At 69.7% G+C, this 13803-nt stretch carries 11 protein-coding genes; 5 read left to right on the top strand and 6 right to left on the bottom strand.

Going from position 1 to position 13803, the window contains the following annotated elements; all coding sequences use genetic code 11:
• The first annotated feature begins 56 nt into the window (after nucleotides 1–56).
• Nucleotides 57–329 carry a DUF2277 domain-containing protein gene (locus BOX37_RS01830; RefSeq protein ID WP_071925926.1) on the top strand — a complete coding sequence of 91 codons (273 nt, stop codon included), beginning with the start codon at nucleotides 57–59 and terminating at the stop codon, nucleotides 327–329.
• Here the strand turns inward: BOX37_RS01830 and BOX37_RS01825 are convergent.
• Nucleotides 314–1528 (bottom strand): PucR family transcriptional regulator, encoded by a 1215-nt coding sequence (locus BOX37_RS01825; RefSeq protein ID WP_240505168.1) that lies wholly within the window; start codon nucleotides 1526–1528, stop codon nucleotides 314–316. The genes BOX37_RS01830 and BOX37_RS01825 overlap by 16 nt on opposite strands.
• Nucleotides 1529–1633: 105 nt before the next feature.
• Between BOX37_RS01825 and BOX37_RS01820 the strand changes: the two genes are divergently transcribed.
• Both BOX37_RS01820 and BOX37_RS01815 read left to right on the top strand, forming a co-directional pair.
• On the top strand, nucleotides 1634–3184 hold the full coding sequence (locus BOX37_RS01820) for an aldehyde dehydrogenase family protein (protein WP_071925925.1): 1551 nt from the start codon (nucleotides 1634–1636) through the stop codon (nucleotides 3182–3184).
• 371 nt (nucleotides 3185–3555) lie between these two features.
• Nucleotides 3556–4452 (top strand): LysR family transcriptional regulator, encoded by an 897-nt coding sequence (locus tag BOX37_RS01815; RefSeq protein ID WP_071925924.1) that lies wholly within the window; start codon nucleotides 3556–3558, stop codon nucleotides 4450–4452.
• Here BOX37_RS01815 and BOX37_RS01810 read toward each other — a convergent pair.
• Nucleotides 4449–5783: an amidase gene (locus tag BOX37_RS01810; RefSeq protein ID WP_071931107.1), complete on the bottom strand. Its 1335-nt coding sequence runs from the start codon at nucleotides 5781–5783 to the stop codon at nucleotides 4449–4451. The two genes, BOX37_RS01815 and BOX37_RS01810, sit on opposite strands and share 4 nt — an antisense overlap.
• A 295-nt stretch (nucleotides 5784–6078) precedes the next feature.
• Between BOX37_RS01810 and BOX37_RS01805 the strand changes: the two genes are divergently transcribed.
• The gene (locus BOX37_RS01805; RefSeq protein WP_071931106.1) at nucleotides 6079–8397 is read left to right on the top strand and encodes a protein kinase domain-containing protein; all 2319 of its coding nucleotides are present in this window, start codon (nucleotides 6079–6081) and stop codon (nucleotides 8395–8397) included.
• A gap of 167 nt (nucleotides 8398–8564) precedes the next feature.
• Here BOX37_RS01805 and hpt read toward each other — a convergent pair whose 3' ends face one another.
• From hpt to BOX37_RS01785, 4 genes are all read right to left on the bottom strand, one after another.
• Complete coding sequence (hpt, locus tag BOX37_RS01800) at nucleotides 8565–9116, bottom strand: hypoxanthine phosphoribosyltransferase (RefSeq protein WP_071925923.1); 552 nt, start codon at nucleotides 9114–9116, stop codon at nucleotides 8565–8567.
• Nucleotides 9117–9164: 48 nt separating this feature from the next.
• A complete protein-coding gene (tilS, locus tag BOX37_RS35895) occupies nucleotides 9165–10322 on the bottom strand; it encodes a tRNA lysidine(34) synthetase TilS (RefSeq protein WP_084760565.1) in 1158 nt (385 codons plus the stop codon).
• A gap of 184 nt (nucleotides 10323–10506) precedes the next feature.
• A complete protein-coding gene (locus BOX37_RS01790; protein WP_071925922.1) occupies nucleotides 10507–11565 on the bottom strand; it encodes a zinc-dependent metalloprotease in 1059 nt (352 codons plus the stop codon).
• 12 nt (nucleotides 11566–11577) lie between these two features.
• Entirely contained in the window at nucleotides 11578–13029 is a 1452-nt protein-coding gene (locus BOX37_RS01785) for a D-alanyl-D-alanine carboxypeptidase/D-alanyl-D-alanine-endopeptidase (protein WP_071925921.1), read from the bottom strand.
• Between the two features lie 165 nt (nucleotides 13030–13194).
• On the opposite strand from BOX37_RS01785, the gene BOX37_RS01780 reads away from it, so the two are divergent.
• Nucleotides 13195–13683: an inorganic diphosphatase gene (locus tag BOX37_RS01780; RefSeq protein ID WP_071925920.1), complete on the top strand. Its 489-nt coding sequence runs from the start codon at nucleotides 13195–13197 to the stop codon at nucleotides 13681–13683.
• The last annotated feature ends 120 nt before the right edge of the window (nucleotides 13684–13803 follow it).

Raw genomic sequence — 13803 nt, 5'->3', positions numbered from 1 at the left:
GTTCGGCAGTTCCCTCTTGTCCTGCCGTGATCTGCCACACAGTCTATTGTTCTGTCATGTGTAGAAATATCACCGTCTTGCGTGGTCTGGAGCCTGCCGCCACCGAGCAGGAGATCTACGCTGCCGCCTTGCAATACGTGCGCAAAGTCGGCGGCATCTCCGGGCTGAGCAGCACCACCAAACCCGCGGTCGACAAGGCCGTCGCCGCCATCGCCGCGGCCACGACGACACTGCTCGCCGAACTGCCCGATCGCCGGGTCCCGCCGCCGTCCGAACCGCCGCTGCGGCGGATCGCGGCTCGTGATGCCGAGGTTCAGGAGACTCCGTAGGCCTCGACACAATCGAGCGCGATCTCCAACGCGAGCGCCCGCTCGGCCACCGGGTGTCCGAGCAGTTCCTCCACGCGGTGGATCCGGTAGCGCACCGTGTTCTTGTGCACGCCCAGCCGGCGCGCCGCGTCCTCCGGGCTGCGCTGCGCGCGCAGGTAGGCGTGCAGCGTGGTCCGCAGGCGGACCGCGGCCGGGTCGGTGCCGGTCAGCCCGCGTAGTTCCCGGGCGATCAGCCCGCGCATGGCGGTCGCGTCGACGCCGGCCAGATAGGCGATCTCGACCTCGCGGTAACTGGTGACGGCCCGGTCGCCGTGCTCGGCGACGCGACGCGCGGCCACCGCTTCCCGATGGCTGGCCGCGAATCCGTCGACCTGCGCGCCGGGCGTGCCGAACGCGACCCGCACCGGCTGCGGCACCTCGCACCCCGCGATCCGTTCGGCGATCTCGTCCTCGGCGCCCACCCAGGCCCACAGTCCGCTGGCGCTGGCGGCGACGGTGAGCAGTCCACTCGCGCCGAGGGTCGACGCGATCTTGGTGGCGGCCCGGTCCAGCAGCAGGGCCGAGTCGTCGCCCGCCTCGCCGGTCCACAGCACGAAGGCGAGGTGCCGCCTGGCCAGCCGGTAGCCGAGGGCGATCGAGGCCTGGTCGACGTCGACTTCGGTTCCGGCGAGCAACGCGTGCACCAGCTCGGTGCGGGTGTTGAGCGCGTCGCGCAGCACCCGTTCGCGTTCGGCCATGAAGGTGCCGGTCAGCGCCTCCACCGACAGGCCCATCCAGGTGGTGGACCGTTCGAACATGCGCATCAGCACCGCTCGCTCGAGTTCGGGCGGCACCTGCCCCTGCGCGACGGTCTCGGTCATCACCGCGAACACTTCGGTCAGACCGGTCCGGTAGACGCGCAGCAGCACGCGCACGTCGAGGCCGCGTCGGGCGATGGTCCTGGCCAGTGTGTGGGCTTCTTCGGGCAGCACCAGCTCGATGGTGTCGCTGGCCAGTCCGCTGAGCACCACCCTGGCGTGCGCGCGGGTGCTGGCGGCCAGGTCGCGGCGCATGTCGGGATCGTCGAGCTCGGGGACGCCGGCCAGCACGGCCGCGTCGAGCCGGGCGACGATGCCCTCCATCGTCTGCGCGCGCAGCAGCTCGAAGACGAACTCCGCGAACCAGCCGCGCAGCTTTTCCCGATTTTGTTCTCCAGGCACTACAACATCCGATTTCGTTGACGTGAACGGCCAAGAATCCGCGCTCTCATTGTGCCAGGCTGATAGATGGTGAACTGATTCACACAACGCAGTGGGGAGCACGAAGTGACCGAACTCGACCAGAGCGCCGCGACCATCGAGGTACGCAATCCGGCGACCGGCGATCGCAGCGGATCCGTCCCGATCACCACGCCCGACGAGGTGGCGGCGGCGGTCCGCGAACTGCGCCTCTACCAGCCAGAGTGGGAGGCGATCGGCCCCGAGGGACGCAAGCAGTGGCTGTTGAAGCTGCAGGACTGGCTGATCGACAACACCGAGCATCTGGCCGACGTGTTGCAGTCCGAGACGGCCAAGCCGCGCGCGGACGCGCTCATCGACCCGGCCTTCGCCGTCGACCTGCTCGGCTACTACGCGCGCAGGGCGGCGAAGTTCCTCGGCGACGAGCATCCCTCCCCGCACACCCCGCTGGGTCGGCTGAAGACCCTGACCGTGGCCTACCGTCCGTACCAGGTGGTCGGGGTCATCACGCCATGGAACTTCCCGCTCGCGATGCCCGCGATCGATGTGTTCCCCGCGCTGGCCGCCGGTGCCGCCGTGATCCTCAAACCCTCGGAGGTGACCCCGCTCTCAGCGGTGGAGCTGGCGCGCGGCTGGGCCGAGATCGGCGCGCCGCCGGTGTTCAAGGTGGTGACCGGTGCGGGTGAGACCGGTGGCGCCGTGGTCGACAACGCCGACTACGTCCAGTTCACCGGCTCCACCGCGACCGGCCGCAAGATCGCGGCCGCCTGCGCGGAGCGGATGGTGCCCTACAGCCTCGAACTCGGCGGCAAGGACCCGGCAATCGTGCTGGCCGACGCCGATATCGACCGGGCCGCGCACGGCATCGCCTTCGGCGGCATGTTCAACGCCGGGCAGGTCTGCATCTCGGTGGAGCGGGTCTATGTCGAGGCGCCGGTGTACGACGAGTTCGTCGCCACACTGACCGCGGCGGTCGCGGCCTTGCGCCAAGGCGCCGACGGGCGCGAGTCGAAGAATGACGTGGGCGCGCTGGCCAACGAGAACCAGGTTCGGATCGTGCAGCGTCATGTCGACGAGGCCGTCGCCGCTGGCGCGCGGGTGACCACCGGCGGCAAGCGCACCGGGGTCGGCACCTTCTTCGAGCCGACCGTGCTCGTCGATGTCGACCATTCGATGTCGTGTGTCGCCGAGGAGACCTTCGGGCCGACCCTGCCGGTGATGAAGGTGGCCGACGAGGCCGAGGCGATCCGGCTCGCCAACGATTCGATCTACGGGCTTTCGGCGTCGGTGTGGACCGGTGACAAGGCGCGTGGCGAGCAGGTCGCCAGGCAGCTGAACGCGGGCGCGGTGAACATCAACGACGTGTTCTCCAACCTGTTCAACTTCGCCATGCCGATGGGCGGCTGGGGACAGTCCGGGGTCGGCGCGCGCTGGGGTGGTGCGGCCGGCATTCGGAAGTACTGCCGCGCGCAGGCGATCACGCGGCCGAGGCTGCCGACGATGGCCAAGGAACTGTTCTGGTATCCGTACGACATGAACAAGCTGCTCGTCATGCTCGGTGCGATGCGGGCTGCGGGCGCACGTGGTCTCCGTCGCGTCGATCTGCCCGCGATACTGCGGCTCAAAGACGGCAGATAGGCCAGTTCCGGGTCGCGGCGACCAGCTCGTGGCGGCCCGAAACCGGGTGCCCCGAAACCCGTTTGTGATCAACTTCACTGCTCGCAGGGCGAGCAGAGGTCAGTGGCCGGTTCCGCACACCCGGTGATGCGCCACACCGCACCGGACCAGGTGTGAATCCGACCGCATTTGCGCTGGTCAACCGCCCAGCTGCGCTACTTCCACAGCGCGGCACCCGCTCTCGGCGAGCAAATGACGCCTCGATGATGCAGCACACCATGCCAGGCCATATGCTGTGCAATACCAACCTGGTGACTGTTTTGATCCACCTACGCGAACTTCCTTGCCCGTTTTGGCTGGATTTTCCCGACCGATTCTGATAGCAAGGTGCTATGGACCCGCATTTGCGCGATCTGCGGTATTTCGTCGCCGTCGCTGAGGAACTGCATTTCACCAACGCCGCCCAGCGGCTGCACATCGCTCAGCCGACGTTGTCACGCCAGATCCGCCAGCTCGAACGCCAGCTCGACGTGGTCCTGTTCGACCGCAACCAGCGCAGTGTCGCCCTCACCGTCGCCGGTAAGGAACTGCTCGAAGGGGCTCGCAAGATCCTCGAACTGTGGGAGGTCACCAACGTCTCCCTGCAGGAAGCGGGTGAGGTGCTGCGCGTCGGCATCCAGTCCGCGCTCGGTCGCGGTCTGCTCAACGACCTGGAGAGCGCCAGCGGACACCGCCTGGCCCTGCACGCCGCCTCCTGGAACGACCCGTCCAGCGGCCTGGCCGGTCGCCAGGCCGACCTGGCGCTGGTGTGGCTGCCGCTGCCCGACCCCAACCGCTACCGCTGGCAGGTGCTGCGCACCGAGCCCCGCTGGGTGCTCCTGCCGGAGAACCACGCGCTGGCCGAGCAGGAGAGCATCGACTTCGCCGATCTCCTCGACGAACCCTTCATCGCCCTGCCCACCGAGGCGGGCGCGGTGCGTGACTTCTGGCTCGGCAACGACGCCCGTGGCGGCCGGGCCGCCAAGATCGGCGCCGAGGCCGCCACCCCCGAGGACAAGCTCGAGGCCGTGAGCCTCGGTCTCGGCGTGTGCCTGCTCGCGGAGAACAACGTCCCGATGTACCGCTGGCCGGGACTCACCGCGCGACCGGTCGCCGGGCTCACCCCGTGTGAGCTGGCGGTGGCCTGGCGTGCCGACGACACCCGTCCGACCATCCTGGAGTTCGCCGGCCGCGCTGTCGACGGCGGCTTCTCCGAGCCGCAGATCCAGCCGCAGCCGGTCGCGGTCTAGTTCGACAGTTCCAATTGGGCGGCGAGGCCGAGCAGGCTGGCCTCGCTTCCCGGTGGTCCGGCCAGTTGCGCGGCCAGCGGGGTGTGCGCCTCCGGGTGCACCCCCATCGGCACCGAGGCGGCGGGCCAGCCGATCAGATTCCACAGGCCGGTGAACGGTGCGTAGCGCACCGAGGAGATGACATTGGCGGCCCAGCCGCGTCTGCTCCACTGCCGGGCCTTGGGCGGCGGTGCCGCGAGCGTGGGGGTGATCACCACATCGAAGTCTTCGAAGAATTCCAGCATTCTGGCCTCGGTCCGGTCGACCTGATCGGGTCGGACCAGCCGCAGGCGCCGGATGAGCCGGCCCAACGCCAAATGACGCCGGGTGCGTGGCTGGAGCAGATCCGGGTTCGGTAGCCGGGCCGCGTCGGCCAGACCGGCGGTCGGCCAGCGCAGCAGCATCGCCAGCGCCGCGTCGCCGTAGGGCAATTCGACCGGTTCCACCTGGTGTCCGGCCGCCGCCGCGCGCGCACCCGCGGTGCGCGCCGCCGCCGTCCAGTGCCGATCCATGCGGACCAGCCGCGACGGCGGAGCCACGGCCAGTCCGATGCGTAGTCGCTGTGGCGCGCGTAGCTCGGCCAGGTCCGAGCGGCCCGCCAGCACCGACAGCGCGAGCGCCGCGTCGGAGACCGTGGTAGCGAGCACCCCGTTCTCGGCCAGGCCCGCCCAGGAATCGGCGCCGATCGCCGAGGGCACCACCTGCCGACCCGGCTTGATCCCGAAGACACCGCACGCCGCGGCGGGCACCCGGATCGAGCCCAGACCGTCGTTGCCGTGCGCGATCGGCACGAGCCCGGCGGCCACCGCGGCTGCCGCACCGCCCGATGACCCACCCGCGCTGCGACCGACATCGCGCGGATTACGAGTGACACGTCCGTCCTCGTCGGTACTGCCCCAGATCCCGAGTTCGGGCATCGCCGTCAACCCGACGACGATCGCGCCCGCGGCCCGCAACCGCGCGACCACCGGGTGATCGACGCTCTCGTCGCTGGTGGAGGTGGCCGCCGAACCCGCGCGGGTCGGCTCCCCCGCGACCGCGATGTTCTGCTTCACCGCGACCGGCACCCCGGCCAGCGGCAGCTCATCGAGGTCGTCACGGGCGGCCAGTTCCCGCGCCTCGGCGCGGGCCCGGTCGGCGCGCACGACGGTGAAGGCGTTGATCTTGCGATTCTCCGAGGAGATCCGGGCCAGTGCCTCGGTCACCACGTCGGCGGGCGTGATCGTGCCAGCGCGTACCCGCGCGGCGAGTGCCGCCGCGGGACCGCCGATGGGGTATTCGCCGGGACCCATGGTCACCTCAGCGTCCGTCACGCCGTCGTCGTCGACGGACTCCCATGCTACCGCTGTGAGGTCATCGTGCATCTGCGGATTCGCCCCCGTCGCATGGTCGTCGAATTCGGGTGATCTGCTCTAGAGGCGCAAGTTATCATTTCGAGTACGGCTCGGGGCATGATGACGTCGGGTGTGGCGGAAGGAATTTCGAACCGATCCGCGCGAACCTTGAGGTCCGATGATGAGCGATAGCACCGGAAGCGGTGAACGACCCGACTCGAGCGCCGGTCGGGCCACGAATGTGCGCGTCGACATGATCGAGGCGTTCGCCGCCGCGTGGACTTCGGCGACCGAGCAACCGCCCGAGATCGCCGAGTTCCTGCCCGACGCGCGCACCCTGCGCAGGCACGCGCTGCACGAGTTGATCCGGGTCGATCTGCGGCACCGGTGGTTGCATCACGCGGGCGAGGCCGTCACGCGCAAGCGGCTGATCCACTACTGCGCGGAGTTCCCCGAACTCGAGGTGGCTACCCTGCCGCCGGGGCTGGTGTTCGAGGAGTTCGTCATCCGCAGGCACAGCGGCGAGCGGGTCGACCCACGCGATTGCCTCCGCGAGTACCCCGATCAGGCCGCGAGTCTGCGTGCACTGCTCAACAGCGACGAGCTCGAGCAGAGCACCCACCGCGCCGACGACCTCGACGCGACGGTGAACCATCCCCCCGACTCGGTTCGTAGTACCGAGATGACCAGCCCGCAGCTCGATCTCACCGCCACCGCGGCGGCCACCGCGGCCGACTCGATGGCCGCTGCGTTCGAGCCACTGGACCGGATCGAGATCGGCCAGCAAATCGGCGACTTCGACCTGCTGACCGGGCTCGGTGCCGGTGCGTTCGCGCGGGTCTTCCTGGCCAGGCAGCGCTCGATGCAGCGGCTGGTCGCGGTGAAGATCTCCGCCGACCGCGGCACCGAACCACAGACCCTGGCCCAGCTCGACCACGACTACATCGTGCGCGTGTTCGACCAGCAGCTCCTCGACACCGGCTCGACGCCCTCCGGGTCACGCCGGTTGCGCCTGCTCTACATGCAATTCCTGCCCGGCGGCACGCTGCTCGGCCTGCTGCGCTGGGTGCGCGCGACCCCGCCCGCGGGCCGCAGCGGCAAGCTGCTGCTCGACGCGGTGGACGCGGCGATGGAGGAGAAGGGCGAGATCCGCCCCACCGACTCCAGCGTGCGCGCCGAACTGGCCGCGCTGAGCTGGCCCGAGACCGTGGCCTGGCTGGGCCGCCGACTGGCCGAGGCATTGGACTACGCGGCCGCCCACGGGGTGCTGCACCGCGACGTGAAGCCGGCGAACGTCCTGCTCACCGCCGAGGGCGTGCCCAAGCTCGCCGACTTCAACATCAGCTTCAGCCGCGAGGTCGCCGGCACCAGCCCCGTCGCCTACTTCGGCGGATCACTGTCCTACATGTCGCCCGAGCAGCTGGAAGCCTGCCATTCCGGCCTGCCCCGCACCGCCGCCGACCTCGACACCCGCGCCGACATCTACTCCCTCGGCGTGGTGCTGTGGGAACTGCTGACCGGCGCGAAGCCCTTCGACGACAGCACCGCCGAGGCCGAGGGCAAGGGCGACGAGACCACGCTCGAGGCGATGCTCGAACGCCGCACCGGCGGGGTCGATCCGGTCGCGATGGGCCGGGTGCCCGACAACTGTCCGTCCGCGCTGCGCCGGGTCCTGCTGACCTGCCTGGAAACGGATCGCGCGCGGCGCTGGAGCGAGGGCGCGGTACTGGCCAAGCAGTTCGACCTGTGCCTGGACGCGAGGGCACGCGATCTGGTCGATCCGCCGCCACGCAGCTGGCGGCTGCAGTTGCGCCGGTGGCCGCTGCTGGTGCTGGTGCTGGCGATCGGTATTCCGAACGCGTTGGCATCGTGGTACAATATCCAGCACAATCAGTCGCTGGTGGTGAGCCGCCTCGGGGAATCGGCACAGAGCACCTTCATCATCATCACCGCCGGCGTGAACCTGGTCTTCTTCCCAGCGGGCGCCGCGCTATTGATCTACCTGTCCAGATTCGTGCTCGGGGTCCCACGCGGTCTACGCCATGGCCGCCGCTACGACCCCGCCACGCTGCGCCGCGCCCGCCACGACACCCTGCGGTTCGGTGACCGGGCGGTTGTCGTCGCGTTCTCGCTGTGGGCGCTCGCCGGGCTGACCTTCCCGATAGCGTTGCAGCTGGCCAGCGGTGACGTTCCTGGCCGCGCGGTCGTCCACTTCCTCGCCTCGCTGCTGGTGTGTGGTGCGGTCGCGGTCGCCTACCCGTTCTTCCTCGTGTCGTTCTATCTGGTCCGCTGTGTCTACCCGGTCTTCCTGCGACACGGCGAGATCAGCGAGGACGACGGTACGTGGTTGCGCGGACTGAGCCGTCGCTCTACCTGGTACCTGGCCGTGGCGGCCTCGGTCCCCTTGCTGGCCGTCGCGGGCCTGACCTTCCTGCCCGCGGGCGACATCCCTTCGGTGATCCTCGCCGTCCGCGTCCTCTGCGTAGGCGGCATCATCGCCTTCGTCGGCTCGTACCTGCTGTTCCGAGCACTGGAAGCCGATCTGCAGGCGCTGGAACGCGTCGTCAGCTGACCAGCCACAGTTCACAGGTCGCGGTGTTGACTCGAAGTCGATCTGCGAACCGCGACGGCCGGGCCCTCCCAACCCCGCACCCGAGACCTCGAGGAGCGGCGGCCGACGCAGTCGGCCGGTTCGCGGCCCCTCGGGGCCGCGAACTCGAGCGCGCCAGCGCTCCAGGATTACGAATAGACCTTCGGGTTGAGCGTGCCGATGTAGGGCAGGTCGCGGTAGCGCTCGGCGTAGTCGAGGCCGTAGCCGACGACGAACTCGTTGGGGATGTCGAAGCCCACGTGGGCGACGTCGACCGGCGTGCGCAGCGCGTCGGGCTTGCGCAGCAGGGTCACCACTTCCAGCGAGGCCGGGTTGCGGGTGGACAAGTTGCGCTTGAGCCACGACAGCGTGAGACCGGAGTCGATGATGTCCTCGACGATCAGCACATTGCGGCCCGCGATGTCCTTGTCCAGGTCCTTCATGATGCGCACGACGCCCGAGGACGACGTGGACGAACCATAGGACGACACGGCCATGAATTCGAGCTGGGTGGGGATGGGCAGCGCTCTGGCGAAGTCGGTCATGAAGAAGATCGCGCCCTTGAGGACACCGATCAGCAGGAGGTCACCCTCGGGGGAATCCGGCGGGTAACGCTTGGCGATGATCTCGGCCAGTTCCTCGGTCTTGGCCTTGATCTCCGCTTCGGTGATCAGTACCGAAGCGATGTCGTCTCCGTACACGGAAGTTGGTGTCCCTTCGTGGTGTCGATCCCGGCCCGGGCCGATCCATCATGTGGCAACTGTGCGCGGCTGTACCCGCACCGTCAGCGTGCCATGCTCGCGCGTCACGACCAACCGGTGGGCCCCACCCCCACCACCCACCGCCACCCCACCTTGCCCGCGCCAGTTGCTCACCAGCTCGTCGATCGCCAGCAAATGTGCGTTCACGAGCCCGGTGATCCCCTGCCCGACCAGCCAGGTCCGCACGGCTCGGCGACGCAATGCGGCGGGCGCAGTGGCCAGGATCTCGATCGAGAGGACCGGCCGATCGGTGTCACCGTCGCCACTGCCGAGCACAGCGAGCTCCGCGTCGGCCCCCGCCTCCCCCTCGGGCGCACCGGCACCAGAGCCTGGTGAGACACCGCCGCTCTCCGCCGGCACGGGACCAGCGTCCGGTGATACCGGTCTGCCCTCCGAATCGACAACGGCGGCTGGCCGCGCGACGCTGCCGCCTGCCGACGGCACGGAATCAGCGACAACCGACCGGTCATCCCCGGCCACGGTCGTGCGCGCGGCACGCAGCAATTCGTCCGCGGCGGCATCGAGCACCGCGCCGTCCTCTCGCAACTGGTCGGCGGTGCGCGCCAGCGCCTGCGCCACCCCACCGCCGAGCACGCCCTCGAGCAGTGGCAGCACCTCATTGCGCACTCGCACCCTCGTGTAGCGGGGGTCGGTGTTGTGCGGGTCGTCCCAGGTTCGCAGACCCAGGTCGGCGCACATCCGCACGGTCTGCGCCCGCCGAACCCCCAGCAACGGTCGTCCCCACGGCGGATTCCATGCCGCCATCCCCTGAATCGACCGCCCGCCGGACCCGCGAGCCAGCCCGAGCAACACCGTCTCGGCCTGATCGTCGAGCGTGTGTCCGAGCAGCACCGGCCGCCCGTCCCGCACCGATTCCAGCGCCGCGTACCGCGCCACCCGCGCCGCCGCCTCCACTCCCCCATCTCGCCCGACCTCGACCGGCAAGACCAGCGCCGCCACACACCCCAACGCCCTCGCCTGCGCCGCCGCCCGCTGTGCCACCGCGGCCGAGCCGTCCTGCAACCCGTGATCCACCACCACCGCCGTCACCGCACCGGCCTCCACCACCGCCGCCGCGACCAACGCCAGCGAATCCGCCCCGCCGGACAGCCCGACCACCACCGGCACCCGCCCACCGTGCGCCATCACCCACGCCCGCACCCCCCGCCGCACCGCGAGCACCGCCGCGGTCTCCGGAAGCCGCCTGCTGTACGCCGTCACCACCGGATTCCAGCCACCACGCGACTACCCGCCTGTCCCATGCCTGCAGGCTACCGAGCTCGAGCGAGGAGCCGACACCACCAGCTCCTGGTGATCAACGGTTCAGTCACTAGGCGAGGACGCGGCGGATCCAGCGGTCGGGGTCGTCGATCTCGTCGAGGCGGGGCAGCGTTTCCCCGCTCGTCCAGATCGTGTTGAACTCCGGCACGCCCACCCGCTCGACGACCGCGTCGACGAACTTCTTCCCGCGCACGTATTGCGCGACCTTCGCGTCCACCCCGAGCAGCGCCCGCAGCAGCCGCTGGACCGGGTTGGTCGGCTTCTTCCTGCGCTGGTCGAACGCGGCGCGGATCTGGGCAACGGTCGGCACGACAGCGGGTCCGACAGCGTCCATCACGTGGTCGGCGTGGCCTTCGAGCAGGGTACCGAGCATGAGCAGCCGGTCGAGCGCCTCGCGCTGCGGTGGGGCCTGGGCGGCGCGCAGCAGCCCGACGATCCCCTTGCTGTTGGGGTCGTCGGCGGTGGACCCATCACGGCGGGCCTTCACCTCGCCGACCAGCCGGGCGAGCAGTTCGCTCATCGGTTCCTCGCCGACCGCGCTGAGCGTGTCGACATTGGTACGCATGTAGTCGCCCAGCCAGGGCGCGGAGGAGAACTGCACCCGGTGGGTCACCTCGTGCAGGCAGACCCACAGCCGGAAGTCGGACGGATTCACCCGCAGCGCCCGTTCGACGCCGAGGATGTTGGGCGCGACGAGCAGCAACGTGCCGTCCTCGCCGGTGAACGGGTCGTACTGACCGAGGATCGCGGTGGACAGGAACGCCAGCATGGTCCCGGCCTGGATTCCGGCGGGCTTGCCGACGAGCTTGCCGCTCTCGGTGGTCTCGATGCCGGTGAGCACCGACATGGAGTCGGCCGCGGCGGCGATCCAACCGGGCCGGTCGACGATCCTGGCCTCGGGCACCGGCCGGTCGTCGAGCAGCCCGCTGACCTCCCGCACCGGCCCCTCGGCCCGCATCGACGCGTCGGCCAGCTCCACGACGATCTGCTCAGCGCTCTGCCGTGAGGTTCGCGGGCCCGAGGGCGCGAGCAGGGCCCCCGTGCGCGCGGCCAACCGCCAGTCGACGGCTCCGCTGAACCCGGAGTTCTTGGACTTGCCCTCGGTCATAGCCACCCGCTCTCAGGAACATCCGCAGTTGCGCAGCGCGCCCGCCACCGTGTCGAGCGCGGGCCTGCTGACCTCCGGCAAGCGATCGTTGGACATGAGCGCGAAGGTCAGCACCCGGCCGTCACGGTCGAGCACATACCCGACCAACGCGCTGGCCACGCTCAGAGTTCCGGTCTTCGCGCGCACCCACCCGGCCCCGTGCCGGTTCTGCACGACGAAGCGCGGCGCGAGGGTGCCGGTACCGCCCGCGACCGGCAGATCGTCCAGCAGCGGCGCGAGAGCCGCTGCGCGCGGGTCGTTTTCGGGTCTGGCCTGGGTTCCGACCGGCACCACGGCCGCATCGCCGGTAGGCTTGGCCGCGGTCGCGATGATGGTGTCGAGCAGGCGCGCGGGCACCCGATCGTCGACCGAGAGGCCACTGTTGTCGGCCAGATGCAGTCCGGTGACATCGAATCCGGCCGCCGTCAGCGCCGCCGTGGTCGCCGCGACGGCACCGGCGAAGGAAGGTTCGTGCCCGGTCGCCAGCGCGAGTTCCCGTCCGACAGCCTCGGCGAGCACATTGTCGGAGCGGATCATCATGTCGTGCAGGCGAGTTCGCAGGGGCGCCGATTGGACCTTCGCGAGCTCGGCGCCGGTGCGCGCGGCCTGCCCGACCCGCACCGCCGCGGGATCGACGCCGAGCGCGGTCGCGAGCGCGCGACCGGCGTCGAGGGCCGGGGTGGCCGAGCGCGGGGAGTAGTCGGCCGACGGATCGAAACGGCCGCCGTCGAGCATGATCGCTTCGATCGGGGCGATCGAACCCTCGGGGATGTCGATCGGGTCCCAGCCCGCGGCCATGGTCGGACCCGTGAAACCGGAGATGTCGACGACGATCGCGGTGACCTGCGTGCCCGCCGCCCTGACCTGCGCGGCCAGATCCGCGATCCGCGCGCCGTCGGTGTAGTAACCGCCCGTCTCGACGGTGGTCAGCGTCGGATCACCACCGGCGAGCAGCACCAGCTCGCCCGGCGCACCGGCGACCACCCTGGTGGTGAGCCGCTGGTCGTCGGGCAGGGTGAGCAGCGCGGCCGCGGCCAGCATGATCTTCGCGGTCGAGGAGGGGATCATCGCCTTGGTCGGATCCTGGCTCCACAGCACAGCGCCGCTGCTCGGGTCACTGACCTGACCGGCGAAGGCGCCCAGATCGGGATTGCCGATCACGGGCGCGAGCGCCGCGCCGATCCCTTCCACGGTCGGCGCGGGCGCGTCCGACCTGGCCGCGGTGATCTCCGCCTGCGGTGGCGCGCTGTTCGGCGGCGGTGCCACGGTCAATCCGCCGTGCCGGAATTCCGGGGTCCATGGCTGCGCGATGGCGGCGAAACCGCCCGCGATCAGCAATACCGCCACGACCACCGCCGACAGCCAGATCCAGCCACGGCCACGCCGCGCCGGTGATCCCGGATTTTCCTCGCCTCGACCGATCACGACCGTCGTCTCTCCCTAGGGCGCCGTCCGACACGCTTCGACTGCGCGCTGGGCCGCCTGCCGCACCGGTGTTCCAGCACACCACACTATCCTCGTTGCGCAACGGTTCCCCAGAACGATCTGGCGATTCGGCTACGACAAGCATCGAACGAGCAAGGAGATGGCGTGGAGTTCGACGTCACCATCGAGATTCCCAAGGGTTCTCGGAACAAGTACGAGGTCGATCACGAGAGCGGCCGGGTCAAGCTCGACCGGTACCTGTACACCTCCATGGGCTACCCGGCCGACTACGGCTTCATCGAGAACACTCTCGGCGAGGACGGCGATCCGCTGGACGCGCTGGTGCTGCTGCCCGAATCGGTGTTCCCCGGTGTGATCGTCGAGGCCCGTCCGGTCGGCGTGTACCGGATGACCGACGAGGCAGGCGGCGACGACAAGGTGCTGTGCGTGCCCGCGGGCGACCCGCGCTGGGACCACATCCAGGACCTGGGCGATGTCTCGGAGTTCGAACTGTCGGCGATCAAGCACTTCTTCGAGCGCTACAAGGATCTCGAGCCCGGCAAGTTCGTGCAGGGTTCGGAGTGGCTCAACCGCGCCGAGGCCGAGAAGATCATCGACGAGTCCTTCACCCGGCTGAAGGAATCCGGCCACTGAGCCGACCACCCACGAGAAACGGGAAGTCCGAGAGCTTTCGGACTTCCCGTTTTCGTTACCCGGCAGTGCCGCCGACCCCCCGGCGACGACGCGGGTCCGGGTACACAACCCAATCTATCG

This window comes from Nocardia mangyaensis, from assembly GCF_001886715.1.
Taxonomy (GTDB): Bacteria; Actinomycetota; Actinomycetes; order Mycobacteriales; family Mycobacteriaceae; genus Nocardia; species Nocardia mangyaensis.
The sequence above is the reverse complement of the archived record's forward strand: the minus strand, read 5'-3'. Positions and strand labels throughout refer to the sequence as shown.

Bases quoted from the DNA above. Each gene is read 5' to 3' on its own strand.
- tilS (WP_084760565.1), bottom strand. From the start codon at position 10,322: ATGGCGCACGGTGGGCGGGTGCCGGTGGTGGTCGGGCTGTCCGGCGGG.
- BOX37_RS01805 (WP_071931106.1), top strand. From the start codon at position 6,079: ATGATCGAGGCGTTCGCCGCCGCGTGGACTTCGGCGACCGAGCAACCG.
- BOX37_RS01815 (WP_071925924.1), top strand. From the start codon at position 3,556: ATGGACCCGCATTTGCGCGATCTGCGGTATTTCGTCGCCGTCGCTGAG.
- BOX37_RS01790 (WP_071925922.1), bottom strand. From the start codon at position 11,565: ATGACCGAGGGCAAGTCCAAGAACTCCGGGTTCAGCGGAGCCGTCGAC.
- BOX37_RS01810 (WP_071931107.1), bottom strand. From the start codon at position 5,783: ATGGGTCCCGGCGAATACCCCATCGGCGGTCCCGCGGCGGCACTCGCC.
- BOX37_RS01830 (WP_071925926.1), top strand. From the start codon at position 57: ATGTGTAGAAATATCACCGTCTTGCGTGGTCTGGAGCCTGCCGCCACC.